Origin of the sequence: Actinomycetospora sp. TBRC 11914 (assembly GCF_012933465.1) — a bacterium.
Classification (GTDB): Bacteria; Actinomycetota; Actinomycetes; order Mycobacteriales; family Pseudonocardiaceae; genus Actinomycetospora.
In genome coordinates this window covers 105,701-131,238 of sequence record NZ_JABBND010000001.1, presented here as the reverse complement: position 1 = coordinate 131,238, position 25,538 = coordinate 105,701, and the positions used below count along the sequence as shown (strand labels likewise).

The following is a 25,538-nucleotide window of genomic DNA, read 5'->3' as shown; positions in this document are numbered from 1 at the left end:
TTAAGCCGACGCGCCCCCGTCCACCGGCAGGTTCACCCCGGTGACGAACGCGGCGTCGTCGGACGCCAGGAACAGGGCGGCGCGCGCGACGTCCTCCGGCGTGGCCAGTCGACCCAGCGGAACGGCCCGCGCGAAGTCGACCGCGGCGTCGTCGGGGTCGGCGTAGCCCGCCATCAGCGTGGGCCACATCGCCGTCACCGAGGCCACCGGGCACACCGAGTTGACCCGGATCCCGAGGGGGCCGAACTCCCGCGCCAACGATCGCGTGAGCATGACCGTGGCGCCCTTGGAGGCCTGGTAGGCGCTCGCGTCGGCCCGCCCCTTCAGGCCGGAGAGCGACGCGGTGATCACCACCGCGCCCCCGCCGCGTCGCCGCAGCGCCGGCAGGGCGGCCCGGGCGCCGAGCCACGGGCCGCGGGCGTTGACGGCCATCAGCCGGTCGAACTCGCCGGGCTCGATGTCGGACACGGGGCGGAAGGGCGCGGCGACCCCCGCGTTCGCCCAGAACACGTCGAGCCCGCCGAACTGCGCGGTCGCCGCGGCGACGGCGGCCTCGTTGCCGTCGGCCTCGGCGATGTCCGCGACCACGGTCACGGCGCGACCCCCGGCGGCCTCGACCGCCGCGGTGGTGGCCTGTGCCCCCGCGGCGTCCCGGTCGACCACGACGACGGCGGCGCCCTCGGCGGCGAACAGTTCGGCACCGGCCCGGCCCATCCCCGAGCCGGCGCCGGTGATCACGGCGACGCGGTCCGCGAGCCTCATGCCGTCGCCCGGGCGTCGGACGCCGGTCCGGGGCTCGTCGTCCGCGCCATGTCCTCGCGCAGCGCCGCGGTGTGCGCCCGGAAGTCCACCTCGAGCCGGTGGCGCTCGGAGCGCACGAAGGTCCTCCGGACCCACCGCCGGTGGGCCTCGATCTCCCGCTCCGCCGCGGCGCGCTCCGGCAGCGGGACGACCCCGGCGAGGACGTCGGCGATCCACCGGCCCTGCACCTCGACCAGGGGGATCGTCGGGCCGACGGGCTGGACCAGCCCGGAGAAGAAGAGTCCCGGTTCGTCCGGGTGCACGATCCGCCGGTACAGCCGCGCGCCCTCGTCGGCCGAGGCGACGACGTCGTCGGGGAGGAACGGGAACGAGGGCCGGTACCCGGTCGCCCACACGATCGCGTCGGCGGCGCGGCGGGTCCCGTCGGTGAGGACCACCTCGCCGCCGTCCAGGCGCTCGATCGCCGGGGTCACCTGGATCCAGCCGTACGCCACGTACTGGAGCAGTTCCTGCCCGACGGTGCCGTGGGCCTGGTCGATGCGGTGCGGGGGCCGGGGGACGCCGAAGCGCTCCTGGTCCCCGACGACGAGCCGGACCGCGAGCCGCACGATGTTGCGGGCGACCCGGGTCGGCAGCCGGAGCTTGCGGACCAGCAGGCCGTTCCAGTGGTCGGTGGGCCGGCCGAGCAGGTACTTCGGCAGGATCCAGGCGGTGCTCCGGGTAGCCAGGTGCACCTGGGACGCGACCCGCGCGAGGTCCACGGCGATGTCGCAGGCGGAGTTGCCCATCCCGACCACGACCACCCGCCGGCCGGTGTACGGCTCCGGGGTGCGGTAGTGGTGCGAGTGGAGCTGCTCGCCGTCGAAGTGCCCGGGCACCTCCGGGCGACGCGGGGTGGAGAGGTGGCCGTTGGCCACGATCACCGCGTCGTAGCGGCGCGCCGGCGTCTCCTCCCCGACGGTCACCGCCCACCCGCGATCGTCACGGCGTACCGACCGGACCGGCGTGGAGGTCTGCACCCGGTCGGCGACCCCGAAGTGCTCCGCGTACGCCTCCAGGTACGCGAGCACCTGGGAGTGCCGCAGGTAGGCCGGCCGGTCGGGCGGGATCGGGAAGTCGGGGAAGGCGAGGCTGCGGGAGCTGGTGTCGATCTGCAGCGAGCGGTAGGCCGACGACGTCCCGCTGTCGTTCTCGTAGCGCCACATGCCGCCGATCGCCGAACCCTGCTCGAACCAGTCGAAGTCGAGCCCCCGCTCGGCGAGCGCCTTCGCGGCCGTGATCCCGGCGACGCCGCCACCGATGATGCAGGCTTTCATCGTCCTCCAACCTGATATATCAGACGGGGCGTCACCCTAGGCTCTCGTCGGTCCGGCCGCCAAGGGTCCCGGCCCGGGGCCCGAGGGTTGACGGCGATGAACGAACGCTGGTTTGCTCATTCTCGAGCTGCTTCCCGTGGGTGCGGAGCACCGAGAGCGAGGTCGGAATCGCATGACCGAGGTCTACGTCGTCGACGCGCTGCGCACGCCGATGGGCAAGCGCAACGGAGGTCTGTCGGGGTTCCACCCCGCCGACCTCGGCGGAGCCGTGATGAAGGAGCTCGTCGACCGGTCGGGAGTGGACCCCGAGCTGATCGACGACGTGATCGTCGGGTGCATCTCCCAGTTCGGCGCGCAGGCGTTCAACCTCGCGCGGACGGCGTGGCTCTCGGCGGGCCTGCCGGAATCGGTCCCCGCGGTCACCGTGGACCGCCAGTGCGGGTCCTCGCAGCAGGCCCTGCACTTCGCGGCGCAGGGCATCCGGGCCGGGGACTACGACCTCGCGATCGCCGGCGGCATCGAGGTGATGAGCCTCGTGCCGCTCAACTGCTCGGGGGAGTGGGGCGAGGACCTCGGCGTCGGTTACCCCTTCTCCGGCGAGGGGTGGACGAAGCGCTACGGGTCCGACCGCGTGCACCAGTTCATGTCGGGGGAGCGCATCGCCGAGAAGTGGGCGATCACCCGGGAGGAGACCGAGCGGTTCGCGCTCGCGTCGAACCAGCGGGCCGAGCAGGCGTGGGCCGAGGGCCGCTTCGACCGCGAGGTCCACCGCGTGAACGAGCTCGACACCGACGAGACGATCCGTCGCGGCACGACGCTGGAGAAGATGGCGACGCTGAAGCCGATCACCGAGGGCGGGATCCTCACCGCCGGGACCGCCAGTCAGGTGGCCGACGCCGCCACCGGCGTGCTGCTCGCGTCCGCCGAGGCCGTCGAGCGGCACGGCCTCACCCCGCGCGCCCGCATCGTCTCGATGGTCGCGGCCGGCAGCGACCCGTGGCTGATGCTCACCGCCCCGATCCCCGCCACCGACAAGGTCCTGCGCAAGGCGGGGCTCGGGATGGACGACATCGACCTGTTCGAGATCAACGAAGCGTTCGCGACGGTGGTCCTGGCCTGGGCGCACGACACGGGCGCCGACCTGGAGCGCACCAACGTCAACGGCGGGGCGATCGCCCTCGGTCACGCGCTCGGCGCGACCGGGACCCGGCTCATGGTGACCCTGCTCCACGAGCTCGAACGCCGGGGCGCGCGGTACGGGCTGGAGACCGTGTGCGAGGGCGGCGGCCAGGCCAACGCCACGATCATCGAGCGGGTCTGACGTCGTGGACGCGGTGGGGGAACGGACGCTCACGGACCTGCTCGACGAGCGGTGCCGTCGCGACCCCGGACGTGTCTTCCTGGTCGTCGAGGACCGCGCGGGCGTGGTCTCCGAGTGGACGTACGCGCGCTTCGCCGACGACGTCGCGCGGGCGGCGGGTGGACTGCTCGCGGTGGGGGTCGGGCCGGGCGACCGGGTCCTGCTGCACCTGCGCAACGGCCCCGAGTTCCTCATCACCTGGTTCGCCGCGGCGTCGATCGGCGCCGTGATCGTCCCGTCGAACATCGCGAACACGGCCTCCGAGGTGGCGTTCCTCGTCGAGCGCGCCGGGGTGCGGGTCGCCGTCGTGGACCCGGCTGCCACGTCGGTGGTGACCGGGGTCGAGGTGGTGTTCGTGGCCGGCGACGGTCCGGCGCCGGACGGGATGCGGCCGTTCGCGGACCTGCTGGCGGCGGCGCCCGCCGCCGCCCGGCCCGGGGTGCGGTCCGACGACCTGCACCAGATCCTCTTCACCTCGGGGACGACGTCGAAGCCCAAGGGCGTGATGGTCACGCACGCCAACGCGCTGTGGTCCGGGGTCCGGATGGGTCTCGGGATGGGGCTGGAGCCCTCCGACCGGTGCCTGACGGCGCTGCCGCTGTTCCACGTCAACGCGCAGTCGGTGACGGTGCTGGCGGCGCTCACCGTCGGCGCGACGGTGGTGCTGCTCGAGGCGTTCGACCCGGCGCGCTACCTCGACCAGGTCCGGCGGCACGGGGCGACCGCGACCAGCGTCGTCGCCGCGCAGGCCAAGGCGCTCCTCGCCGAGCCGGCGCGCGACGACGACCGCGACCACCGCATCCGTCGCACCGGGTTCGCGATCAACATCCCGGACGCCGAGAAGGACGAGTTCGAGAAGCGCTTCGGGCTCGAGCTGATCAACATCTACGGTCTCTCCGAGGTGACGGAGACCGTGGCGATGTCGCCGTTGCACGGACCCCAGCGCTGGCCGGCCGTCGGGCTGCCCGCCCTCGACCGACAGGTGCGGATCGAGGGTCCCGACGGCGAGGCGGTGCCGGCGGGGGAGGTCGGGGAGATCGTCGTGCACGGAGTGCCCGGGCGCACCGTCATGGCGGGCTACTTCGACGACCCGGCCGAGACCGCCCGCACGATGGTCGACGGCTGGGTGCACACCGGTGACCTCGGCCGGTTCGATGAGCACGGCTACCTCTACTTCGTCGACCGGACCAAGAACATCATCAAGGTCGCCGGCCAGAACGTCTCCTCCACGGAGGTCGAGGAGGTCATCGCCGCCCACCCCGCCGTGCTCGAGGCCGCGGTCATCGCGGTGCCGCACCCGCGCCGCGGCGAGATGGGGAAGGCGTTCGTGGTGGCCTCGGGTCCCGTGACCGCCGAGGAGGTCCTCGCGCACTGCGCGGAGCGCCTCGCCCGCTACAAGTTGCCCGGCGAGGTGGAGTTCCTCGACGCGCTGCCGCGGACCTCCGTCGGGAAGCTGGCGAAGGGCGAGCTGAGCGCGCGGGAGAGGGAGCGGTCGTGACCGACTACGAGTTCGTGACGACGCGCGTGTCCGACGGCGTCTGCGTCCTCACGCTGAACCGCCCGGAGCGGCTCAACGCCATCAACCGCCAGCTCGACCTGGACTGGCTTCACGCGTTGCAGGAGGCCGAGGCCGACCCCGCGGTCCGGGTGGTGGTGCAGCACGGCGCGGGCCGGATGTTCTCGGCGGGCCACGACCTCGCCGAGGTCGGCCAGGTGATCAAGGACCTGGCCGCCGAGGCCCACGACTGGTCGAAGGTCTACGAGTTCATCTGGCCCGAGGGCTCGCCGCTCGACCTGACCTGCGAGTTCACCAAGCCGATCGTCTCGGCCGTGCACGGTCACGTCGTCGGGCAGGCGGTGTTCCAGGTGCTCGCGACCGACCTGGTCGTCGCGGCTCCGGGGACGGTGTTCAACCTCGAGGTGATGCGCACGGGCGGCGCGGCCGGGGCGGCGGCGTTCTCCGGACTCCTCCCGGTGAAGCTCGTGAACGAGATCGCCCTGCTCGGCCGCCTGTCCGCCGAGCAGCTGCTGGCCTGCGGGTCGGTCAACCGCGTGGTCGCGGAGTCCGAGGTCCTCGACGAGGCGATCCGGCTGGCCTCGTCGGTCGCCCGGATGCACCCGACGTCGGTCACGGCCTTCAAGTCGGCGATGGCCGAGATCCTGCGGCGCCGTGACATCGGCGACTTCAAGGCCGCCTTCGACGCCATCCGCGACTCCCACGGCAACGACGACGACAACGAGTTCTGGGCCATGGCGGCCGAGCAGGGCGTCAAGGAGGCGCTCGCCTGGCGCGACGCCCAGTTCGGTCCGGCCCCCACCCCCTGAGCAGAGGAGATCCATGCAGCTCGACGGCAGTGTGGCCCTGGTCACCGGCGGCGCGTCGGGGCTCGGTCTCGCCACCGCGATGGCGCTTGCGTCGGCGGGCGCCCAGGTGGTGGTGGCGGACCTCCCGTCCTCGAACGGCGAGAAGGTCGCGGCCGACCTCGGGGGCCGGTTCGTGCCCGCCGACGTCACCGACGAGTCGCAGGTGCGGTCCGCCGTCGACGCCGCGGTGGAGGCGGGCCCGCTGCGCGCGGTGGTGCACTGCGCGGGGATCAGCAGCTTCACCCGCGTCGTCGAGAAGTCGGGCGAGCCGGGGAGCATGGCCGACTTCGAGCGCGTGGTGCGGGTCAACCTGTTCGGCTCCTTCAACGTGCTGCGGGTCGCGGGCGCGGCGATGGCGGCCCACACGCCGCCGGTCGACGGCGAGCGGGGGGCGGTCGTCATGACGGCGAGCGTCGCCGCCTTCGAGGGCCAGATCGGGCAGATGGCGTACACGGCGTCGAAGGGCGGCGTCGTGGCGATGACCATCTGCGCGGCGCGGGACCTCTCCTCGAAGCTGATCCGGGTCAACACCATCGCGCCGGGCCTCTTCCAGACCCCGCTGTTCGACACGCTCTCCGACACGGTCAAGGAGTCCCTCGCGGCGTCCGTGCCCCATCCGCGACGGATGGGCGACCCGGCGGAGTACGCGAAGATGGCGATCTCGCTGCTGGAGAACCCGATGGTGAACGGCGAGACCGTGCGTCTCGACGGCGCGATCCGGATGGGGCCGCGGTGAACTCCTAGGGTGGGACTCCACCCCGGACAAGGAGGACACCATGGCCCGACCCAGCCGGTGGGACGACGTGGTGCGCTCGGCCGCCAAGGTGTTCCGGCGCCGGGGGTTCGCCCGGGCGTCGCTGGAGGAGATCGCCGATGACCTCGGGATGTGGAAGGGCAGCCTCTACAACTACATCTCCTCCAAGGAGGATCTGCTCCTCGCGGTGGTGAAGGTGCCGGCCGACCGGTTGCTCACCGAGGTCCGCGCCATCCGCGACGGCGGCGGCGAGCCCGCCGACCAGCTGCGGGCCGTCGTCCGCTGTCACGTCGACGTCCTCGTCGACATCTACGACTTCGCGGCGGTCTACCTCTACGAGACCGCCGCGACCGATCTCGGCGACCAGTGGCGTACCAACGACCGCGAGTACACCTCGATGGTCCAGCAGATCGTCGAGGCCGGGATCGCCTCGGGGGCGTTCCGGCCCGACCGCGACCCGCGGCTGATGACCATGACGTTGCTCGGCGCGCTGAACTGGCTGACCCGGTGGTGGAACCCGGACGGTCCGCTCGGCCCGGACGCGGTCGCCGACCAGATCGCCGACACGGTGATCGCCGGCATCGCGGTCGGCTCCGTCGCCGCCGCCCGGAGCTGATCCGGCGTCCGGTCAGGCGCGCACCCGGGCGATCTCCCGCCCGACGTTCTCCTGGAAGTGCTCGATGTTGGCCGTCGTCGCGCGGGCGACGAGCAGCGGGACGGGGATGCTGACCCCGCGCGGCAGCTCGCAGCGCAGCACGCGGTGGAACATCGTCCCGCCGTCGACGGGTGTCAGGGTGTACGTGATGGTGGTGATGCCGTCGACCCCGCCCTGCCCGTCGCCGTCGGCGCCGAGGTCGTCGACCTGCTGGTAGGCGAAGACCCGCCCACGGACCGCCGTGATCACGGTCCAGGTCGAGCGGAGCGAGAGCTCTCCCACCTCCACGACCTCGGTGAACGAGTCCCCGACGCCCAGCGGGATCTCGACCGAGGTGGAGATGTCGGCGCTGCCCCGGAAGAGCTTCGGCCAGTTCCGCGGGTCGGAGATGAAGTCGTAGGTCTCCTCCGGCGTCGCGTCCAGCAGGGTCTCGCCGCTCGCCGTGAACACGCCCATGGCCCGCGATGTTAGCCTCGCCACGGCTTTAACCAAACACAGGGTCGGCGAAGCAGCGGAGGCGGAGATGACGGCAGCGACGCTCGGTCCGGCGCCCGAGGACTACGACCCGTTCTCGCCGGCGGTGATGGCCGATCCGCTCGCGTTCTACCGGCGCCTGCGGGACGAGAGCCCGGTGCACTACCTGCCCGCCTACGACACGTTCGCGATCTCCCGGTTCGACGACGTGTACGCCGTGCTCGGCGACATGAGCGGCACGTTCGTCTCCAGCGAGTCGAGCCTGCCCTCGCCGAGCACGTTGCGGACCCACAACGGCGGCCCGGTCGCGGACCCGCCGACCGACCCGCTCGGCAGCGCGAACATGTTCGGCTCACCGGTGTACGAGACGGTGCGCCACGCCTCGGCCGGGCCGCTGCGCGCCGGACAGGTCCGCGCGCTCGCCGACGTCGTCCGCGACCTCGCCTGCACCCGGCTCGACGAGCTCCTCGACCGCGGCGGCCCGTTCGACCTCGCGCAGGAGTACGGGGGCCGCGTGGCCGCGGGGATGATCTGCCACCTGCTGGCGCTGCCCCCGGAGCTGGCCGACGACGTCCTCGACGTCGTGAACTCCTCGACCGGCACCAACTCCGGCGACGGCGGCCTGGACAAGGTGAAGCTCTTCACCCGGTCCCTGGAGATCCTGGTCCCGGCCGTTGCGCGGCACCGCGCCGGGGACGTCGACGAGGGCGCCCCGTGGCGCAGCCGCATGATCGACGGCCTGCTGGACCTGGAGTTCCAGGGTCGCCGCCTCGACGACCGCGAGATCGCCACCAACCTGGTCTGCATCTTCGTCGGGGGCACCGAGACGGTCCCGAAGGTCACCGCGCACGGTCTGTGGGAGCTCGCCCGTCATCCCGATCAGCTCGCCGCGGTGCGCGCCGACCCCACCACGACGCTGCCAATGGCCCGGGAGGAGTTCCTGCGCTACTGCGCGCCGGCGCAGTGGTTCCTGCGCACGGTGCGGGAGCCGGTCGAGATCGGCGGGGTCGCCGTCCGCCCCGGCCAGCGGGTGATGTCGCTGATCGCGTCGGCCAACCGCGACCCGCGCGAGTTCGACGACCCGGACGCGTTCCGCTGGAACCGCCCGATCCCGCGCCAGCTCTCCTTCGGGCGCGGCCAGCACTTCTGCGTCGGTGCGCACCTGGCGCGGCTGGAGATGGTCGTCCTCGCCGAGGAGTTCCTCGCCCGCGTCGGCGACTACGCCGTGGACGAGGCCCGCGCGCAGCGCCACCCGTCGTCGTTCCAGTGGGGGTGGGGCTCGGTCCCGGTCGAGGCAGCGCGGGCATGAGCCTCGTTCCCGACGGCGGTCCGCCCGGCTTCGGGGCGTGGGTCACCTCGCCGGACCCGGTCCAGGCCGAGGCGGTCGCCGCGACCGGCTTTGACTGGGTGCTCGTGGACACGCAGCACGGCACGGTCACCGACTCGACGCTCGCGCCGGTCCTGCAGGCGGTGGAGCTGGCCGGGGCGACCCCGCTGGTCCGGGTGGCGGCCAACGACGAGCGTCTGGTCGGCACGGCGCTCGACCTCGGGGCCGCCGGCGTGGTGGTCCCGCTGGTCTCGGGTCCCGACGACGCCGCGGCCGCGGTCCGGGCCGCGCGGTACCCGCCGGCCGGGGTGCGGTCGTACGGCCCGGCCCGGCGACGGGCCCAGGCGGAGCACCCGCTGGTCCTGCCCATGATCGAGACGACGACCGGGCTGGAGCAGGTGGACGCGATCGCCGCGACGGACGGTCTCTCGGGCCTGTTCCTCGGCACGGTCGACCTCGGGCTCGACCTCGGCCTCGGCGTCGTCACCGGGCCGCCGCCGCCCGGGCTCGCCGCCGCCGTCGACACCTGTGTCGCCGCCGCCCGTCGTCGGGACCTGCCCGTCGGCGGCGTGGCCGCCGACGCCGACGCGGTCACCGACCTCCTGGCGCGGGGGCTGTCCTTCCTGACGGTGGCCGCGGACCGGGCCGTGATCGCGTCCGGGATGGCCCGGGCCCTGCAGGCTGCGCGAGAGAGGACGACATGAGCTCGACCGTGGAGACCGTGGAGACCGGAGACGGAGCGGAGCGGAGCTCGACCATCGAGACCGTCCGGGGGCCGGTGGCCGTCGGCGACCTCGGCCCGACCCTGACCCACGAGCACCTCGTCGTCAGTTCCGTCGAGTTCGCGCGGGACTACCCGGAGCGGGCGTGGCCACGGGGTCGCCAGGCCGCCCTCGCCGACGTCGTCGCCCAGCTGCGGGCGACGTACGCCCGGGGGATCCGCACGATCGTCGACTGCACGGCGCTGTTCCACGGCCGCGACATGGCGTTCGTCGCGGAGGCGAACGCGGCCGTGCCGGAGCTCCACGTCGTCGTGTCCACCGGCATCTACACCGACGACTACCTGCCCTTCTACCTGAAGCACCGGCCGCGGCGGCCGGGCGAGGTCGACGTCATGACGGAGCTGTTCCTGCGGGACCTGCAGGTCGGCATCGGCGAGTCCGGGGTCCGCGCCCAGAACATCAAGGTGATGACCGACGCCCCCGGCGTCACCGCCAACAACGAGCGCATCCTGCGCGCGGCCGCGCAGGCGGCGATCGCCACGGGAGCCCCGATCACCTGCCACACCCACGCGCCCGCCCGCAACGGGCTGGCGCAACAGGCGATCTTCGCGCAGGAGGGGCTGGACCTCGCCGGCGTCGTCGTCGGGCACTCCGGCGACACGACCGACCTCGACTACCTCCGCGCCCTCATGGACGCCGGGTCGACGATCGCCTCCGACCGGTTCGGGCTGAACGGCGCGGGCCGCGCGAGCGAGGACCAGCGCCTCGACACGATCATCGCCCTGTGCGGCGAGGGCTACGCCGACCGGATCGTGCTCTCCCACGACTGCCTGATGGCCTGCGACTGGCTCGACTCCTTCGACGCCTATCCCGCGACCTGGGTGCCGACGCACGTCAGCGACGTCATCCTCCCCGCGCTGCGGGAGCGCGGCCTCGAGGAGAAGGCGATCGAGCAGATGATGGTGACGAACCCGGCCCGGCTGCTCGGCCGGAACATCTCCCCGTCGCTGCGCTCGCCCCGGAACACCTCCCCGTCGCTGCGCTCGCCCCGGAACGCCTGATGTGGGCCCAGCGCCTCGTGGCGCCGTCGACGTTCGCGCCGTGCGAGGCACCCGATCCGGACGCGTCGGCCCTCCCGCCGCGCCACGTCCTGCTCCGGACGACCGCGGGCGGCATCTGCGGCTCGGACCTCCCGTTCTTCCGGGGTGGGACGGCGCCCGACGCGCCGCCGGAACGGCCGTCGTTCGGGTCGCCGGGATTCCCGATGCACGAGGTCGTCGGCGAGGTCCTGGCCTCCGCCCACCCCGAGGTCGCGGTGGGGGAGCGGGTCGTCGGGTGGGCGTCCGGCTTCGACGGCATCGCCGAGTACGTCGTCACCGCGGGCGACGGGGTCGCGCCGTACGCCGCGGGCCTGGAGCCGTGGGAGGCCGTGACCATCCAGCCGCTGGCGTGCGTTCTCTACGCGATGGAGCAGCTGGGACCGGTGGCGGGGCGGTCGGTCGCGGTACTCGGTCAGGGCCCGATCGGCCTGCTGTTCTCCCACCTCGCCGCGTGCGGCGGCGCCTCGCGGGTGATCGGGGTGGACCGCGTCGACCGGAGCGCCGTCTCGTCGGTGTACGGGGTCACGGAGGCCGTCCACGCCCCGATCGACCGGTGGGTGGCCTCGGTGGGCGCCGATCGCCCCGACGTGGTCATCGAGGCGATCGGGCACCAGACCGCGACGCTGGCGCAGGCCGTGGACGCGGCGGCGTTCGGCGGGCAGGTCTTCTACTTCGGGGTCGCCGACGATCTCGTCTACCCGTTCCCGATGCGGACGTTCCTGCGCAAGAACCTGACGATGCGCTCGGGGGTGGCGTTGGAACGGCGGCGGGTGCTGGCGGCCGCCGACGCCCACCTCGCGGCGCACCCGGCGCTGCGCGCGGCCTACGTCACCGACGTCCTGCCCGTCGACGACGTGCAGACCGCGTTCGACCGGGCCGCATGGCCGCGACCCGGCCGGACGAAGGTCGTCGTCGCGGCGCGCTAGCGACCCGTCAGCCGAGGGCCGCCGCGACGGCGTCGTGGTCAGCGGGGCACGGCGTGGAAATCGGTCGGCTCGGGGTGGGCCATGTCGGCGGCGAGGTCGTCGAGCAGGATCGGGTTGACCAGGGGCACGCCGTTGCGGTCGAGGTACCAGCTGGAGCACCCGCCGGTGCCCCAGACCGTCTTCGACGCCTGCTCCCGGATCGCCGCGAGCAGTTCGGCGCTGCGATCGGGGTCGGGCTCGAGGGCCACCCGGTCGGCGACGACCCGGTCGATCAGCTGCATGACGTAGCCGACGTGGATCTCGATGATCGAGAGCACCGAGGCGCTGCCGCCCGGGGAGAAGGGCCCGTTGATGAGGAAGAAGTTCGGCATGTGGGGCAGCGCCACCGACTTGTAGTTCATCGGCACGTCGGCCCAGATGTCGTCGAGGGTGATGCCGTCCTCGCCGGTGACCGTCATCGGCCGGAGGTAGGCGTCGGCGTGGAACCCGGTCGCGAGGACGAGGGTGTCCAGCTCGTGCAGCTCCCCGTCGGTGGTGCGTACGCCGTCCGCCTCCACCCGCTGGATGCCCGCGGTGACCACCTCGACGTTGTCGCGCTGCACCGCGTCGTAGAACTCCCCGGAGATCACCAGCCGTTTGCAGCCGACCTCGTAGTCGGGGGTGAGCTTCGCGCGCAGGTCCGGGTCGCGCACCGTGTTCAGCGCGTCCACGCAGGCCTGCCGCCGTTCGTCGGCCGCGCGCGGGTCGCCGGTGGCCGCCCGCCCGATCTCGTCGACCCAGCGCTTGATGCCGGCGCGGTAGCGGCGGGCGTAGCCCGGGACCAGCCGCATCAGCGTCCGGCGCCACCACGGGATGGGGGTGTTGTCCATCGGGAAGATCCACTGGGCGGTGCGCTGGAACAGGTCGAGGTGGGCGACCCGCGGGGCGGTGGCCACCGTCATCTGCGTGGCGGAGGACCCGGTGCCGACGATCCCGAGGCGGGCGCCGTCGACGTCGGCGGCGGGGTCCCAGCGCGCGGAGTGGAACACGCGTCCGCGGAAGTCGGAGATCCCGGGGATGTCGGGCAGCGAGGGCTGCTGCAGCCGGCCCACCGCGGACACGACGACGTCGGCCACCAGCGACTCGCCGGTGGTCGTCGTGACCGTCCAACGGGAGCCGTCCCACCGCGCGTCCGCGACCTCGGTGCCGTACCGGATGTGCTCGGTGACCCGGTACCGCTCGGCGATCTCCCGGAAGTAGTCCCAGAGCTGCGGTCCGCTCGCGAAGCGCGTCGTCGGGTGGACGTTGGGGGCGAAGGAGAAGCTGTAGAGGTGCGCGGGGACGTCGCACGCGACCCCGGGGTAGACGTTGTCCCGCCAGGTGCCCCCGAGCGTGTCGGCCTTCTCCAGGATCGTGAAGTCGGTCAGACCGCGGGCGCGCAGCTCGATCCCGGTCAGGATGCCCGCGATCCCGGAGCCGATGACGAGCACCCGCGGCGTCGCGTGGTCGTCCACGTGGACCATCCCCTTACCTGAATCAGGATTCACTCTTGCGACGATAATGAAGCAGGGTTCATCTTGTCGACGTGAGAGTCGACGCCGTCCGGAACCGACAGCAGATCGTCGAGGCCGCCCGCGAGCTCGTCGCCCGTGACGGCGACGCGGTGCGGATGGACGCCCTGGCCGCGCGGGCCGGCGTGGCCGTCGGCACGCTCTACCGGCACTTCCCGACGAAGTCCGACCTGATCGGGGCCGTCGTCGAGGAGTCCACGCGGGCGCTCGCCGTCCGCGCCGAGGACGCGCTGGACCAGGTGCGGCTCGGCGCGAGCGCCTGGTCGCAGCTGGAGGGCCTGTTCGCCTCCATCGCCCAGGGCTACAGCGCGCACCGTGCGGTCGTCACGACGGCGGCCCTGCTCGAGTTGGGGTCCGCGGAGGACCCGGAGGGCTCGGCCGCGCGCGCCGTGGCGGCGATGGGCGCCATGGTCGCGGCCGCCCAGCGCGCCGGGGACATGCGCACGGACGTCGACCTGGCCGACCTGCTCATGCTCCTCGGCCAGGCCCCCGAGCGCGACGACGACCGGCGCGCCCGCTACATCGCGCTGGTCTCCGACGGTCTGCGGCCGCGACCTCCGGCATCGTCTTGACCCGTAAACCGAACGATGGTTTGGTCATGCGACACGACGGTGTGAGGAGGGCTACATGCGTACGCGTGGGGCGGTCGTCCGTGAGGCGCCCGGGAAGTACGAGGTCGTCGACATCGACCTCGACGACCCGCGACCCGGTGAGCTCCAGGTCCGGGTGATGGCCGCGGGGCTGTGCCACTCCGACGACCACATCGCGACCCGTGACCTGCCGGTGGCGGTCTACCCCTTCGCCGGCGGGCACGAGGGCGCCGGGATCGTCACCGTGGCCCCGCCGAACCACAAGGGCATCCGGGAGGGCGACCACGTCGTCTTCTCCTTCGTGCCCGCCTGCGGCCGGTGCCGGTGGTGCGCGGTCGGCCGCTCGCACCTCTGCAACATGGGCGGCAGCACCCTCTCCGGGGCCCGCCCCGGCACCACCGACGACTTCCGGCTCCACCTCGCCGAGGACGGCCGTCCGGTCGGGCAGATGTCGGGCCTGTCGACGTTCTGTGCCACCACCACGGTGTCGGTGGACTCGGTCGTGCCGCTGCCCGACGACATCGATTTCGAGGTCGCGTGCCTGCTCAGTTGCGGGGTCGGCACCGGCTGGGGCTCCGCGGTGAACGACGCCGCGGTCCGGCCGGGTGACGCCGTGATCGTGATGGGCGTCGGCGGCGTCGGGATCAACGCCGTGCAGGGTGCCGCCCACGCCGGGGCCACGACCCTGGTCGGGGTGGACCCGGTGCCGTTCAAGCGGGAGAAGGCCCTGGAGTTCGGCGCCACGCACGCCGTCGCCACGATGGACGAGGCCGTCGAGATCGTGCGGGGGCCCACCGACGGCCAGGGCGCCGACTCCGCCATCGTCACCGTCGGCGTCACCCGACCCGACCACATCGGGGAGGCGTTCGCCGCCATCCGCAAGGCGGGCACCTGTGTGGTCACCGGCGTCGGGCTGATGACCCAGGTCGGGATCGACATCCCGGCCGGCCAGCTCGCCTTCTACGGCAAGCGGCTGCAGGGCAGTCTGTTCGGCTCGACCAACGCAGGAGCCGACATCGCCCGTCAGATCCAGCTCTACCGGCAGGGCGCGCTCAAGCTCGACGAGCTGGTCACCACGACGTACGCGCTCGACGACATCGCCCAGGGCTACGAGGACATGCACGCGGGCCGCAACCTGCGCGGCGTCGTCGTGCACGAGCACTGAAGGGTCGCCCATGACGGACATCGACGTTCTCGTCGTCGGGGCCGGCTTCGCCGGCCTCTACCAGCTCCACCGGCTGCGCGACCTCGGCCTGCGGACGCGGGTCATCGACGCCGCGTCCGACGTCGGAGGCACCTGGTACTGGAACCGCTACCCGGGTGCCCGCTGCGACGTCGAGTCGATGTCGTACTCCTACTCGTTCTCCCCGGAGCTCGAGCAGGACTGGACGTGGACCGAGAAGTACCCGGCGCAGCCGGAGATCCTCGCCTACCTGCAGCACGTGGCCGACCGGTTCGACCTGCGCCGGGACATCACGTTCGACACCTCGGTGACCGCCGCGTCGTGGGCCGACGACGGCTGGCGGATCACCACCGATGCGGGCGAGCGCATCACCTCCCGCTGGTTGATCTGGGCGACCGGCTGCCTCTCGGTGCCGAAGGACCCGCAGATCGACGGGCTCGACGACTTCGGCGGCCGGGTGCTGTCCACGGCCCGCTGGCCGCACGAGGGCGTCGACGTCACCGGCGAGCGCGTCGCCGTCGTCGGGACCGGGTCCTCCGGGATCCAGGTGACCCCCGTGCTGGCCGCCGACGCCGCCGAGCTGACCGTCTTCCAGCGAACCCCGAGCTACTCCTTCCCGGCGTTCAACCGGCCCCTCGACGCCGACGAGATCGCCGAGCGCAAGGCCACGTACCCGCAGTGGCGCGACGCCCAGCGCGCCTCCGGCTTCGGGGTCCCCGTCGCACTGCCCACCCGCTCGGCGCTGGAGGTCGACCCGGCCGAGCGCGCCGCGACCTACCGGGAGCGCTGGGACAGCGGGGTGCTCACCGCGGTGACCTCCGCCTACACCGACATCCGGACGAACCTCGAGGCCAACGAGACCGCGGCCGAGTTCGTGCGGGAGCGCATCCGGGAGACCGTGACCGATCCCGCCGTCGCCGAGACGCTCTCCCCGCGGTCGTACCCGCTGGGGACCCGCCGGCCCTGTCTCGACACCGGGTTCTACGAGGCGTTCAACGCCGACCACGTCCACCTCGTCGACGCCCGGGAGACCCCGATCCAGCGCGCCACGGCCGACGGCCTCCGGACGCGCGACGGGGTCACCGAGGTGGACACCATCGTCCTCGCGACCGGCTTCGACGCCGTGACCGGCGCGCTGCTCGCGGTCGACCCGGTCGGCCGCGACGGCGAGCGTCTCTCGGAGCACTGGGCCGACGGCGCCCGCAGCTACCTCGGGCTCGCCGTCGCGGGCTTCCCGAACATGTTCACCGTCACCGGGCCGAGCAGCCCGAACGTCCTCTCGAACATGGTCGTCTCCATCGAACAGCACGTCGACTGGATCACCGACGCGATCGCCCGGTGCGAGGCCGACGGCGTGGCGACGATGGAGGTCGAGGCGGCCGCGGAGGAGGCCTGGGTCACGCAGACCGCCGCGATGGTCGACCAGACGCTCTACCCGCGCGCCGACTCCTGGTACCTGGGCTCGAACATCCCCGGCAAGCCACGGGTGCACCTGGCCTGGGTCGGCGGCATCGCCGCCTACCGCGACGTGTGCGACGCCGTCGCCGCCGACGACTACCGAGGCTTCACGCGGCAGCGGGCCGACCCCCACTCCCCGTCGCTCCGCACGCCCCGGCCGGTGAGCGCGTGACCCGCCCGCCGTTCGACCCCGAGCTCGCGGCGGCGCTGCCGACGATCAACGAGCACGTCCCGCCCGGCTTCGGGCCCGACCACATCCCGACCATGCGCGCCGTCACCGGCGCCCGCACGGCCAGCGACGAGGACCTCGCCCGCGGTGGGGCGGTCGAGGTGCGCGAGATCGGGGCGGACGAGGCCGGGGTCGGGTTGCTGGTGTGCCGCCCGACCGCGGCCACCGGGCCCACCCCGTTGCTCTACTACCTGCACGGCGGCGGGATGATCATGGGCTCGTCGCGCGGCATGGCGCTGCTCGAGGTGGTCGAGTGGGCGCAGGCCCTCGGGGCGACCGTCGTCTCGGCGGACTACCGGCTCGCGCCCGAGCACGCCGACCCGGTGCCGGTCGAGGACTGCTACACGGGGTGGACGTGGCTCCACGGGAAGGCCGACGATCTGGGGCTCGATCCGGCGCGCGCCGTCGTCGTCGGGACGAGCGCCGGGGGCGGACTCGCCGCCGGCATCACCCTGATGGCCCGGGACCGTGGTGGCCCGATGCCCGCCGGGCAGATGCTCCTCTGCCCGATGCTCGACGACCGCAACGACACCGGGTCCGCCCAGCAGATGGCGGGGGTCGGGGTCTGGGACCGGACGGCGAACGACACCGGCTGGACCGCGCTCCTCGGTGGCCGGCGTGGTGGCCCCGACGTGTCCGTCTACGCCGCGCCCGCACGGTGCACGGACCTCGCCGGGCTCCCGCCGACGTTCCTCGACGTCGGGTCGGCCGAGACCTTCCGCGACGAGACGGTCACCTACGCGTCCGCGCTGTGGGCGGCGGGCGGCCAGGCCGAGCTGCACGTCTGGCCCGGCGGATTCCACGTGTTCGACGGGATGGTGCCCGACGCGGAGCTCTCCCGCGCCGCCCGGGCGGCCCGACTGCCGTGGCTCCGGCGCGTGCTCGGCCCTCGCGCCTAGCTGTTCGACATCGCCCTCGGCGTCACGCTCTTCGGGCTCACCGACGGCGGGTCGCCCGGCGCCCGGTAGGCCGCTTCTTCGCGCGGGCCGGGGCGCCCGGTGACGGGCGGTCCTGACGTCGTGGGGTGCGGGAACTGTTGGGTGTGCGTCCGCGGACGATCCCGATGAACTCTTCCATCAGCTCCGTGTTGTCCGCGTCCGGCCAGGTGAGGACGACGCTGGACTGCGGCGCGTCGACCACGGGCCGGTGGGCGAGGTCCCGGCGGTGGTGCAGGCGCGCCAGCGACTGGGGGAGGACCAGCAGGCCGACACCGGCGGCGACGAGCTCGATCGCCTCGGCCGTCGTCGTGGGCTCGAACGCTGCCGCCCGGCCCGGCCCGGCATCGTCCCAGGAGAGGGTGTCGTCCCGCGGTCGCAGGACGATCTCGTCGGCCAGATCCTCGAGCACGGCCTCGTCGACCGCGGTGAGCACGTGTTCCTTCGGCGCGACGACCACGGTGGTCTCGGTGTAGAGCGGGATCGCGTGCAGCCCGGTCCGGTCGATCGGCAGCCGGACCACACCGGCATCCACCTCACCGGACCGGATCCGGTCGACGACGTCGTCGGTGGTCGCGCCGAGGAGCTCGAGAGGGACGTCGGGGCGGCGCTCGGCCCAGATCCGTGCCCACTTGCCCGGCGTGGCGCCCGGCACGTACCCGAGTCGGAAGGACGCGGTCTCGCCGGGGTCGGTCACGAGCCCAGGCTATCGACGGGTCGAGCCCGATAAAGTGGGCCGATGACGCGGCAGAGGGCGACGCAGACGATGAAGCCCGCGACGGCGGCGAAGAAGCTGGGCGTGCACCTCGACGCCACGCCTGCCGAGTTCCGCGACGGCGTGGTGTCCCGCGACGAGCTCGACGCCCTGCAGGCCGACCCGCCCGCGTGGTTGCGCGAGCTCCGCCGCGACGGCCCGCATCCGCGCCCCGTGGTCGCGGACCGGCTCGGTGTGTCGATCTCCGGTCTGGCCCGCGCCGAGATCACCGAGCCGCTGACCACCGCCCAGATCACGGCGCTGAAGGAGGAACCGCCGGAGTGGCTGCGGCGCGAGCGCGCCCTCCGCGCCGAGGTGCAGCGCGAGGAGGCCCGACTGCGCGCGGAACGGTCGGGCGACGGGGGCGCGCGGTAGCCGGCCGTGTCCCATCGCGCTAGGCCTCCCTGCCGCGCGGGGCTGCTCGGGCCGCGGCGAGGCGGCGGATGGTCGAGCGGTCCGGTTTGCCCTGCTCGGTGAGCGGCATCCGGGTGAGCGGGACGACGATGACGGTGTCGGCGACGGAGGCGCCGTGCTCGACGCGGATGGCGTCGATGCAGGCGCGCGGGTCGACCGACCGGCCGGGCCACCCCAGCGTGGCGAGGATGCGCCGGGGCCGGTCGAGGTCGCAGACCGCCACGGCGTAGCGCACCGGCGGGAGCCGGCACAGCGTGTCCTCCAGCGAGGTCGGGCTGACCAGGGCGCCGTCGAGGTCCTCGCAGTCGACGGCCCGCCCGAGGACGTGCAGGCAGCCGGCGTCGTCGAGGCGTCCGAGGTCCCCGGTGCGATACCAGCCGTCCACGAAGTTCGCGGCCGCGTCGACCGGGCGGTGCCGGTAGCCCTGCGCGACCGTCGGCGAGCGCACTTCCACGCGCCCGACGGTCGGGTCCAGGGAGGTGTCGGTGCGACGGAACCGGACCTCGACGCCGGGGACGATGGGGCCGGCGCCGGTGAACCCGTCGCGGTCGTACGCCGCCGGGGATGCGGCGCTGACGATGCCCATCTCGCTGGCTCCGTAGGTGTGCGCGAGTCTCGGTCCGAGGCGCTCGTAGGCGCGGCGGCGCAGCGTCGGGGGCGCGGACGCCCCGATGTGGGTCAACGTGCGCAGTGATCGAAGGTCCCGCTCTGCCAGGTCCGGGTGGTCGACGAGGTCGACGAGCTGCGGCTCGACGAGGAAGAGGTCGGTGATCCGCTCCTGCTCGATGGCGGTGAGGGTCGCGGCCGCGGTGGTGTCGTCGTCGAGGACGACCGTGCCGGCGCCGAGCAGGGTCTGATCGATCAGGATCTGGGTGAGGTAGGCCAGGGGGCCGTTCGCGAGTTGGCGCCGCTCCGGGCGGTGCGGGGCGCGGACGGAGGCGGTCCAGGTGGCGAAGTCCCTCACACTGCCCTTGGGCACCCCGGTGGTGCCGCCGGAGGACACCACCACGGCCAGGTCGTGCTGGCGTGCCCGCGGGTGCAGTGGCCCGGACGCCTGGTCGGCGGCCAGCACATCGAGGCGGGTCTCGACCCCGTTGACCGGGCCGACGGCGACGATCGGGGCGCTGGTCTGCGGGAGCAGGTGCGCGGTCTGGGGGAAGACCACGACCAGTCGGGGGTCGAAGTCGACCAGCATGCGCGCCCGGATCGCCGGGTCGGGGGGCGCGGAGAGGTACACCGACGCCGCTCCGAGGAGGTGGGTGGCGTAGCGCACCACCAGGCTCTCCGGCCGGTTCGGCGCGTAGAGCGCGACCAGGTCCCCATGACCGACACCGAGCTGGTCGAGGACTCGGCCGTATCGGTGGACGGCCCCGAGCAACGCGGAACCACTGACGTCGCGACCCTCGTGCCGCAGCACGGTTCGCTCGCCGGCATCGTGCAGCATCTCGAGCAGCGCAGCGATGTAGGGCCGGTTCGCCGCGCGGGCGGCCTCCCCGGCCCCACGTTCCCGCGGCAGCGTCGTGCTCTCGCGGCGCCGGTCGTCGGGGGAACCGGACATTGCTCCGAGCGGCGAAGTCGACGGGCGCTTCTCCGTTCTCGCCCTGCTGTCGCCTCCGCTCACCGCGACTGGCCGCTGAGCTCTGCGCGTGCCTCGAGGAGGCGGGCGAGTTCGGGCACGATGATCTGGGCGGCGGCAGGGCAGGCGCGGACGAAGCCGAAGAAGGGCCCGAAGTCGTGGGTGGCGGCGAAGCCGGTGAGGAACAGGCCGGGCACGCTGGTCTGCATGTGCTCGTCGAGCACGGGGAAGCCGTCGATGGTCTCGAGGCCGGGCAGGTCGGCGAGGTAGGGCACGGCGGTGATGTCGGCCCGGTAGCCGGTCGCCAGGACGACGTGGTCGACGAGCAGGACGTCACCGGTGGAGAGCTCGGCGCGGATGTCGCCGTCGGGGAGCTCGACGCAGCGGGTCACCTCGGTGCGGGGGTGGCGGTGCACCACCGACTCGGGCATGCGGGGGGTCAGCCACGGCTCCAGTTTGAGCCGGCCCTCGGCCCAGAACCGTTGCGCGACGGCGTCCTGTTGGTCGGCCGGGAGGTGCCGGAACCAGCCGGGCACGGCGACGGTCTGATCGATCATCGGGTCGACGAAGTGCCAGTCGGCCGGGGCGAACGCGGGGGTGTCGTGGCGGTAGGCGACGTGGACCTCGTCCACACCGGCGTCGGCGAGCAGCGCAGCCCATTCGAACGCGCTCTGCCGGCCGCCGATGATCAGCGTGCGGGCGTCGCGGGCCCGGTCGACCTCGGTGAGGAAGCAGGTGTGGGTGAACCGCTCCGGGGGCAGTTCCGCCACGGCCCGGTGCGGGATGTTGGTGAAGTGGCTGATCCCCGGGGCGGCGACCACCGTCGTTGCCGACACCGTGCCTCTGCCGTCGAGGTCGGCCTCGAAGGCGCCCTCGTGGCGGCGGAGCGCGGTCACGAGCTGGGGACGCACGTGGAGGCCGGCGATCTCCTGGAACCATGTGGCGTACGCGAGGAACAGGTCGACCGGGATCGGGTCGACGGCGGCCGGGTCCACGCCGCGCTCGGCGAGGTAGGCCTCGAAGGTGTGGACGTTGGTCGCGTCGAGGTGCCAGTCCGGGCCCGAGCGCAGGAACATCCCGCGGGGCATGTGCTCGCGCCAGAAGCCCATCGGCTCCCCGAGCACCGTGGGCTCGATACCGCGATGTCGGGCGTAGGCCGCCACCGCCAACCCGTACGGGCCAGCCCCGATCACGAGCAGCGACGTATCGACCATTTCGTCCCCCCAATGAGTCGCCTTGCCGGCGAAGCATCGCAAGAGGCGGGCACGCAGAGCAACCGCCCGACCGGAGGAAGACCGGCCCGCCATCGTCGGGGCCTACGCGGGGTTCGCGCGATATCGCTGGTCCGGCGCCGTCCAGGGGACCGGGGTGTCTCTCGTGTCCGTCGGTTCGCTGCGTCCCTGTCCGTTCCGCGCGCGGTGTCAGGTATGGAAGTAATCGTGAACGAGGTCGTTGATGACCGAGTCCAGGGGATAGCCACTGACGACGATGGAACCGTCCCAGGGATTGTGCAGGGCGAGGATGAGCGCGACGCTCAAGCCGATCACGATGGTCAGTCCGCTGATGACCAACGCTCCTCGACGGTGGACGCGCACCGTGAGTACCCCGGCGTTCGCGATCAGGGCGATGCCGCCGACGACGAGGGTGATCACGTACAGGCCCGGGAGCTGCTTGGCCGCCGAGGCGAGCCGGGCGCGCCGGTCGGTGGTGATCGCGTCGACCGAGGCCAGCAGCTCGGTGCTCACCGGCGTGCTCAGCCCGGGCCTCACCGCTTCGGTCCGGACGACCCTCTCCAGGTCGGCGACGGCGCTCGCGGTCCGCGGGTCGTTCCCGGCCGCGGCCTGCTGACCACGCCACTCGTTGGCCCGGGTCGCTTCCAGGTAGCGCAGCAACGCGGTGTGGACGAGGTCGGCCGCCACCCCGGGCGTGGTCGCCGCCCACGCCAGACGTGAGGCGTCGGCGGCCTCGTTGCTCACGATCGACTCGGCGTCGCTGAGGGCAGCGGCTTCGTTGGCGAGGGTCAACGCGGCGAGGATCGCGAATCCGGCCCCCAACGACGACATCAGCGGCGCGGCGATCGCATGGGCCCCGTCGTGCTGGGACTCGAGAAGGAAGGCGCGCGCCGCGAGCCGACTGGCGATGGCGATGAGTCCGGCGACGAGGAGACAGCCTCCGATGAGGAGGCCGACCGGGAGCGACGTCAACCACACCATCGACCGGCAATCTACTCGACGTCGTATCGGGTGAACAGGACGGGAAGGTCGCCTCGGTTCGGCTGTTTCATGGAAACCGACCCCGAAATGGGCTATGCCACTGGAGACCCAGGAATCGCAGGCCTGGGAATCGTAGGGGTGGGTAGAAGAGGGCTTGACCTATCGGCGTCCAGGTGTGGAGGACTCACGTAACCAGACCCCGAGGTCGAGTGCGCCCTGTCAGTGACCATCCACCGTCGTGACGTTCCCGTCGACCTCGACCCGGACGTCGCTGCCGACGGCGGGCGCGGCGTGCCCGGGAGTGCGGGCCAGCACCGTGGGCAGGGCGTGTCCGTTGCTGTCGGCCTCGTGGTGCAGTCGGAGTCGGACGGTCGCGTCGTGCCCGTAGAACGTGGTGGCCACGACGCGGGCGATCGGCTCGCCGGTGGCACCTCCGTCGGTGGCGGGCCGGAGGACGAGCTGCTCGGGGCGCACGAGGACGGTGGCGGGTCCGTCCTCCGGCCTACCGGCCACGGGGAGCGGGCCGAGCGCGGACTCGGCACGCCCGGCCCGGACGGTCGCCGGCAGCAGCACGGCGTCGCCCACGAATCCGGCGACCGCTGCGTCGGCAGGGCGCCGGTAGAGCTCCGCGGGCGGGGCGACCTGCACGACCCGGCCCTCGCGCATCACCGCGACCTGGCCGGCCACGGACAGGGCCTCCGCCTGGTCGTGGGTGACCAGCAGGGCGGTCGTCCCGGCCGTGGCGAGGGCAGAGACCACGCCGTGGCGGGTGGTCTCGCGCAGCGACGCGTCGAGGGCGGCGAACGGCTCGTCGAGCAGCACCACGCGCGGCTCCGGGGCCAGGGCCCGCGCCAGGGCGACGCGCTGCTGCTGCCCGCCCGAGAGCTGGTGGGGCGCGCGGTCGGCGAGATCGGGGCCGAGGCCGACGAGCTCGAGCAGCTCCCCGACGCGCCGGCGGGTTCGCCGGAGGCGTCGCGGCAGGCCGAAGCCCACGTTGTCGGCCACCGAGAGGTGGGGGAAGAGGCTGCCTTCCTGACTGACGTAGCCGATCCGCCGCCGCTCGGGTGGCAGCCCGAGGACGGGATGTCCGTCGAGGGCGACGGAGCCGGTGTCGGGACGCAGGAAACCCGCGATGATGCGCAGGAGGGTCGTCTTGCCGCACCCCGACGGCCCGAGCACGGCGGTCAGGCTGCCCGGCGGCACCTCGAGGTGGACGTCGTGGAGCACCCGGACGGCGCCGAAGGACGCGGACACCGCGGCGACCGAGAGACCCGTGGGCCCACCGACTCCACCCACGACACCGCTCCCGCTCACGACACCGCCTCCGGGATCCCGCGCCGGGTGAGCAGGTAGGCCGCCGGCGCCGAGAGGAGGACCATCAGCGCGGCGTAGGGAGCGGCCGCCCCGTAGGCCACGGCGTCGGCGTGCCCCCAGAACTCCGTGGCGAGCGTGTCGGTGCCGATCGGGGCGAGCAGCAGCGTCGCGGTCAGCTCGGTGACCACCGCCAGGAAGACCAGGGCGGAGCCGGCACCCAGCCCTCGCGCGACGAGCGGCAGGGTCACCCGCGCGAGCACCCCGGCCGGCCGGACACCGAGCGAGCGGGCGGCGTCGTCCAGCTCGGGCGGGACCTGAGCCAGCGCTGCCCGCAGCGCCACCATGGTGCGCGGCAGGAAGAGGATCGCGTACGCGACGAGCAGCAGGGCGGTCGTCTGGTAGATCACCGGCAGGCCGCGCACCGCCACCGTGACCAGCGCGAGGGCGACGACGATGCCCGGCAGCGAGCTGCCGATGAAGCTGCTGCGCTCGACGATCCGGATGAGGCGCCCGCGGCGGCGCACGGCGACCCAGGCCACGGGCAGGGCGAGCAGGGTGGTGAGCACCGCGCAACCCGCGGCCAGGCCCAGCGTCGTGAGGGTCGCCGCACCCAGCTCGACGAGCGGGAACGCCGTCGAGCTCCCCTCCACCAGCCAGCGTCCGAGCACGCCGAGGGGCACCCCGAGCGCCAGCACGACCAACGCGGCGAGGCCCGCGAGCGCGAGCGGGGTCGCCCGGCCCAGCGGCCGCGGCGGGCGGAGGCGCGCCGCGCCGGAGCCGACGCGGGCCAGCCGGGCGCGACCGGCCAGGCGCAGCTCGCCCACCAGCAGCACCAGGCAGAGCAGCACGAGCACGGCGGCGAGCAGGGTGGCCGCGGGGCCGGCGAACGTCGCCTCGTAGGCGTCGTAGATGGCGGTGGTGAACGTCGGGAAGCGCAGCATCTGCAGCGCGCCGAACTCCGCGAGCAGGTGCAGCCCCACCAGCAGGGCGCCGCCGAGCACGGCGGGGCGCAGCAGGGGCAGCACGGCCCGGCGCACCGCCGCGACCGGCCCCAGGCCCAGGGCGCGGGCGCTCTCCTCGTGCACCGGGTCGAGTCCGCGCAGCACCGCGGCCACGGGCAGGGCGACGAAGGGGTAGTACGACAGCGTCGTGATCAGCACGGCGCCGGCGAAGCCCTCGACCGCCGGCGTCAGCGACACCCACGCGTAGCTGTTGACGAAGGCGGGCACGGCGAGCGGCGCGGCCAGCAGGGCCAGCCACACCGGGCGTCCGGGCACCGCGGTGCGCACCACCACCCACGCCGCGGCCGTGCCCACCACCGCGCACGCCGTCGTCGTGGCGAGGACCAGGCCGACCGTGTTGAGCAGCAGCTCGCCGACCCGGGCCCGGAAGAGCAGCGCGCCGGCCTCGGCGGGCCCGGCGCCGGCGGAGGCGACGAGCACGAACCCCAGCGGCACCAGCGTCAGGGCCGCGACCGCGACCGCCGCGACGGAACCGAACGGCACCCGAGGCCGCACCCGCGCGGCCGCGGCCGCGGGCGCCGTCGTCAGGCCGGCGGACAC

The 25,538-nt window shown here is 73.4% G+C and carries 24 protein-coding genes; 14 read left to right on the top strand and 10 right to left on the bottom strand.

Annotated features, from left to right (window positions below; all coding sequences use genetic code 11):
- Both HH311_RS00560 and HH311_RS00555 read right to left on the bottom strand, forming a co-directional pair.
- The gene (locus tag HH311_RS00560) at window positions 1-762 is read right to left on the bottom strand and encodes an SDR family NAD(P)-dependent oxidoreductase (protein ID WP_169181657.1); all 762 of its coding nucleotides are present in this window, start codon (window positions 760-762) and stop codon (window positions 1-3) included.
- Entirely contained in the window at window positions 759-2,078 is a 1,320-nt protein-coding gene (locus HH311_RS00555) for an NAD(P)/FAD-dependent oxidoreductase (protein WP_169181656.1), read from the bottom strand. Before HH311_RS00555 ends, HH311_RS00560 begins: the two co-directional genes overlap by 4 nt.
- A gap of 172 nt (window positions 2,079-2,250) precedes the next feature.
- Between HH311_RS00555 and HH311_RS00550 the strand changes: the two genes are divergently transcribed.
- Genes HH311_RS00550 through HH311_RS00530 form a run of 5 tightly spaced genes read left to right on the top strand, consistent with a single transcriptional unit; the run spans window position 2,251 to window position 7,172 of the window.
- Entirely contained in the window at window positions 2,251-3,399 is a 1,149-nt protein-coding gene (locus HH311_RS00550) for an acetyl-CoA C-acyltransferase (RefSeq protein WP_169181655.1), read from the top strand.
- Window positions 3,400-3,403: 4 nt separating this feature from the next.
- Window positions 3,404-4,936, top strand: a complete 1,533-nt coding sequence (locus HH311_RS00545; RefSeq protein ID WP_169181654.1) for an AMP-binding protein — start codon at window positions 3,404-3,406, stop codon at window positions 4,934-4,936.
- Window positions 4,933-5,763 carry an enoyl-CoA hydratase/isomerase family protein gene (locus tag HH311_RS00540; protein WP_169181653.1) on the top strand — a complete coding sequence of 277 codons (831 nt, stop codon included), beginning with the start codon at window positions 4,933-4,935 and terminating at the stop codon, window positions 5,761-5,763. The genes HH311_RS00545 and HH311_RS00540 overlap by 4 nt, the downstream gene beginning before the upstream one ends.
- 13 nt (window positions 5,764-5,776) lie before the next feature.
- On the top strand, window positions 5,777-6,538 hold the full coding sequence (locus tag HH311_RS00535; RefSeq protein ID WP_169181652.1) for an SDR family NAD(P)-dependent oxidoreductase: 762 nt from the start codon (window positions 5,777-5,779) through the stop codon (window positions 6,536-6,538).
- A 40-nt stretch (window positions 6,539-6,578) separates the two neighbouring features.
- Window positions 6,579-7,172, top strand: a complete 594-nt coding sequence (locus HH311_RS00530) for a TetR/AcrR family transcriptional regulator (protein ID WP_169181651.1) — start codon at window positions 6,579-6,581, stop codon at window positions 7,170-7,172.
- 12 nt (window positions 7,173-7,184) lie between these two features.
- Here HH311_RS00530 and HH311_RS00525 read toward each other — a convergent pair whose 3' ends face one another.
- Window positions 7,185-7,667, bottom strand: coding sequence for an SRPBCC family protein (locus tag HH311_RS00525; protein WP_169181650.1), 483 nt, complete (start codon window positions 7,665-7,667; stop codon window positions 7,185-7,187).
- A 67-nt stretch (window positions 7,668-7,734) separates the two neighbouring features.
- On the opposite strand from HH311_RS00525, the gene HH311_RS00520 reads away from it, so the two are divergent.
- From HH311_RS00520 to HH311_RS00505, 4 genes are read left to right on the top strand one after another with little or no spacing between them, the layout of a single operon-like run.
- Complete coding sequence (locus tag HH311_RS00520; RefSeq protein ID WP_169181649.1) at window positions 7,735-8,994, top strand: cytochrome P450; 1,260 nt, start codon at window positions 7,735-7,737, stop codon at window positions 8,992-8,994.
- Window positions 8,991-9,716 carry an HpcH/HpaI aldolase/citrate lyase family protein gene (locus HH311_RS00515; protein WP_169181648.1) on the top strand — a complete coding sequence of 242 codons (726 nt, stop codon included), beginning with the start codon at window positions 8,991-8,993 and terminating at the stop codon, window positions 9,714-9,716. Before HH311_RS00520 ends, HH311_RS00515 begins: the two co-directional genes overlap by 4 nt.
- A complete protein-coding gene (locus HH311_RS00510; protein ID WP_169181647.1) occupies window positions 9,713-10,795 on the top strand; it encodes a phosphotriesterase in 1,083 nt (360 codons plus the stop codon). The genes HH311_RS00515 and HH311_RS00510 overlap by 4 nt, the downstream gene beginning before the upstream one ends.
- Window positions 10,795-11,760 (top strand): zinc-binding dehydrogenase, encoded by a 966-nt coding sequence (locus HH311_RS00505; protein WP_169181646.1) that lies wholly within the window; start codon window positions 10,795-10,797, stop codon window positions 11,758-11,760. Before HH311_RS00510 ends, HH311_RS00505 begins: the two co-directional genes overlap by 1 nt.
- Window positions 11,761-11,798: 38 nt before the next feature.
- On the opposite strand, the gene HH311_RS00500 is transcribed toward HH311_RS00505, so the two are convergent.
- Complete coding sequence (locus HH311_RS00500; protein ID WP_169181645.1) at window positions 11,799-13,253, bottom strand: NAD(P)/FAD-dependent oxidoreductase; 1,455 nt, start codon at window positions 13,251-13,253, stop codon at window positions 11,799-11,801.
- 71 nt (window positions 13,254-13,324) lie between these two features.
- Here HH311_RS00500 and HH311_RS00495 point away from each other — a divergent pair, with 71 nt between their 5' ends.
- The 4 genes from HH311_RS00495 to HH311_RS00480 are packed head-to-tail and all read left to right on the top strand — an operon-like array spanning window position 13,325 to window position 17,669.
- Entirely contained in the window at window positions 13,325-13,882 is a 558-nt protein-coding gene (locus HH311_RS00495; protein WP_169181644.1) for a TetR/AcrR family transcriptional regulator, read from the top strand.
- Between the two features lie 55 nt (window positions 13,883-13,937).
- Window positions 13,938-15,065 carry an NDMA-dependent alcohol dehydrogenase gene (locus HH311_RS00490; protein ID WP_169181643.1) on the top strand — a complete coding sequence of 376 codons (1,128 nt, stop codon included), beginning with the start codon at window positions 13,938-13,940 and terminating at the stop codon, window positions 15,063-15,065.
- 10 nt (window positions 15,066-15,075) lie between these two features.
- Entirely contained in the window at window positions 15,076-16,713 is a 1,638-nt protein-coding gene (locus tag HH311_RS00485; protein WP_169181642.1) for an NAD(P)/FAD-dependent oxidoreductase, read from the top strand.
- Window positions 16,710-17,669, top strand: a complete 960-nt coding sequence (locus tag HH311_RS00480) for an alpha/beta hydrolase (protein ID WP_169181641.1) — start codon at window positions 16,710-16,712, stop codon at window positions 17,667-17,669. The genes HH311_RS00485 and HH311_RS00480 overlap by 4 nt, the downstream gene beginning before the upstream one ends.
- Window positions 17,670-17,706: 37 nt before the next feature.
- Here HH311_RS00480 and HH311_RS00475 read toward each other — a convergent pair whose 3' ends face one another.
- The gene (locus tag HH311_RS00475) at window positions 17,707-18,402 is read right to left on the bottom strand and encodes a LysR family substrate-binding domain-containing protein (protein WP_169181640.1); all 696 of its coding nucleotides are present in this window, start codon (window positions 18,400-18,402) and stop codon (window positions 17,707-17,709) included.
- Between the two features lie 42 nt (window positions 18,403-18,444).
- On the opposite strand from HH311_RS00475, the gene HH311_RS00470 reads away from it, so the two are divergent.
- The gene (locus HH311_RS00470) at window positions 18,445-18,834 is read left to right on the top strand and encodes a DUF5997 family protein (protein ID WP_169181639.1); all 390 of its coding nucleotides are present in this window, start codon (window positions 18,445-18,447) and stop codon (window positions 18,832-18,834) included.
- A gap of 19 nt (window positions 18,835-18,853) precedes the next feature.
- On the opposite strand, the gene HH311_RS00465 is transcribed toward HH311_RS00470, so the two are convergent.
- From HH311_RS00465 to HH311_RS00445, 5 genes are all read right to left on the bottom strand, one after another.
- Window positions 18,854-20,431: a class I adenylate-forming enzyme family protein gene (locus tag HH311_RS00465; RefSeq protein ID WP_169181638.1), complete on the bottom strand. Its 1,578-nt coding sequence runs from the start codon at window positions 20,429-20,431 to the stop codon at window positions 18,854-18,856.
- A gap of 59 nt (window positions 20,432-20,490) precedes the next feature.
- On the bottom strand, window positions 20,491-21,663 hold the full coding sequence (locus HH311_RS00460) for an NAD(P)-binding domain-containing protein (RefSeq protein ID WP_169181637.1): 1,173 nt from the start codon (window positions 21,661-21,663) through the stop codon (window positions 20,491-20,493).
- A 207-nt stretch (window positions 21,664-21,870) separates the two neighbouring features.
- Window positions 21,871-22,662 (bottom strand): hypothetical protein, encoded by a 792-nt coding sequence (locus HH311_RS00455; RefSeq protein WP_169181636.1) that lies wholly within the window; start codon window positions 22,660-22,662, stop codon window positions 21,871-21,873.
- Window positions 22,663-22,881: 219 nt separating this feature from the next.
- Window positions 22,882-23,958, bottom strand: a complete 1,077-nt coding sequence (locus tag HH311_RS00450; RefSeq protein WP_211189448.1) for an ABC transporter ATP-binding protein — start codon at window positions 23,956-23,958, stop codon at window positions 22,882-22,884.
- 14 nt (window positions 23,959-23,972) lie between these two features.
- The gene (locus HH311_RS00445; RefSeq protein ID WP_169181635.1) at window positions 23,973-25,538 is read right to left on the bottom strand and encodes an iron ABC transporter permease; all 1,566 of its coding nucleotides are present in this window, start codon (window positions 25,536-25,538) and stop codon (window positions 23,973-23,975) included.

What these genes read in the sequence shown, in the direction of transcription:
- HH311_RS00560 (WP_169181657.1), bottom strand. Translation starts at nt 762, where the DNA reads ATGAGGCTCGCGGACCGCGTCGCCGTGATCACCGGCGCCGGCTCGGGG.
- HH311_RS00555 (WP_169181656.1), bottom strand. Translation starts at nt 2,078, where the DNA reads ATGAAAGCCTGCATCATCGGTGGCGGCGTCGCCGGGATCACGGCCGCG.
- HH311_RS00550 (WP_169181655.1), top strand. Translation starts at nt 2,251, where the DNA reads ATGACCGAGGTCTACGTCGTCGACGCGCTGCGCACGCCGATGGGCAAG.
- HH311_RS00535 (WP_169181652.1), top strand. Translation starts at nt 5,777, where the DNA reads ATGCAGCTCGACGGCAGTGTGGCCCTGGTCACCGGCGGCGCGTCGGGG.
- HH311_RS00530 (WP_169181651.1), top strand. Translation starts at nt 6,579, where the DNA reads ATGGCCCGACCCAGCCGGTGGGACGACGTGGTGCGCTCGGCCGCCAAG.
- HH311_RS00525 (WP_169181650.1), bottom strand. Translation starts at nt 7,667, where the DNA reads ATGGGCGTGTTCACGGCGAGCGGCGAGACCCTGCTGGACGCGACGCCG.
- HH311_RS00520 (WP_169181649.1), top strand. Translation starts at nt 7,735, where the DNA reads ATGACGGCAGCGACGCTCGGTCCGGCGCCCGAGGACTACGACCCGTTC.
- HH311_RS00515 (WP_169181648.1), top strand. Translation starts at nt 8,991, where the DNA reads ATGAGCCTCGTTCCCGACGGCGGTCCGCCCGGCTTCGGGGCGTGGGTC.
- HH311_RS00510 (WP_169181647.1), top strand. Translation starts at nt 9,713, where the DNA reads ATGAGCTCGACCGTGGAGACCGTGGAGACCGGAGACGGAGCGGAGCGG.
- HH311_RS00505 (WP_169181646.1), top strand. Translation starts at nt 10,795, where the DNA reads ATGTGGGCCCAGCGCCTCGTGGCGCCGTCGACGTTCGCGCCGTGCGAG.
- HH311_RS00490 (WP_169181643.1), top strand. Translation starts at nt 13,938, where the DNA reads ATGCGTACGCGTGGGGCGGTCGTCCGTGAGGCGCCCGGGAAGTACGAG.
- HH311_RS00485 (WP_169181642.1), top strand. Translation starts at nt 15,076, where the DNA reads ATGACGGACATCGACGTTCTCGTCGTCGGGGCCGGCTTCGCCGGCCTC.
- HH311_RS00470 (WP_169181639.1), top strand. Translation starts at nt 18,445, where the DNA reads ATGACGCGGCAGAGGGCGACGCAGACGATGAAGCCCGCGACGGCGGCG.
- HH311_RS00465 (WP_169181638.1), bottom strand. Translation starts at nt 20,431, where the DNA reads ATGTCCGGTTCCCCCGACGACCGGCGCCGCGAGAGCACGACGCTGCCG.
- HH311_RS00460 (WP_169181637.1), bottom strand. Translation starts at nt 21,663, where the DNA reads ATGGTCGATACGTCGCTGCTCGTGATCGGGGCTGGCCCGTACGGGTTG.
- HH311_RS00455 (WP_169181636.1), bottom strand. Translation starts at nt 22,662, where the DNA reads ATGGTGTGGTTGACGTCGCTCCCGGTCGGCCTCCTCATCGGAGGCTGT.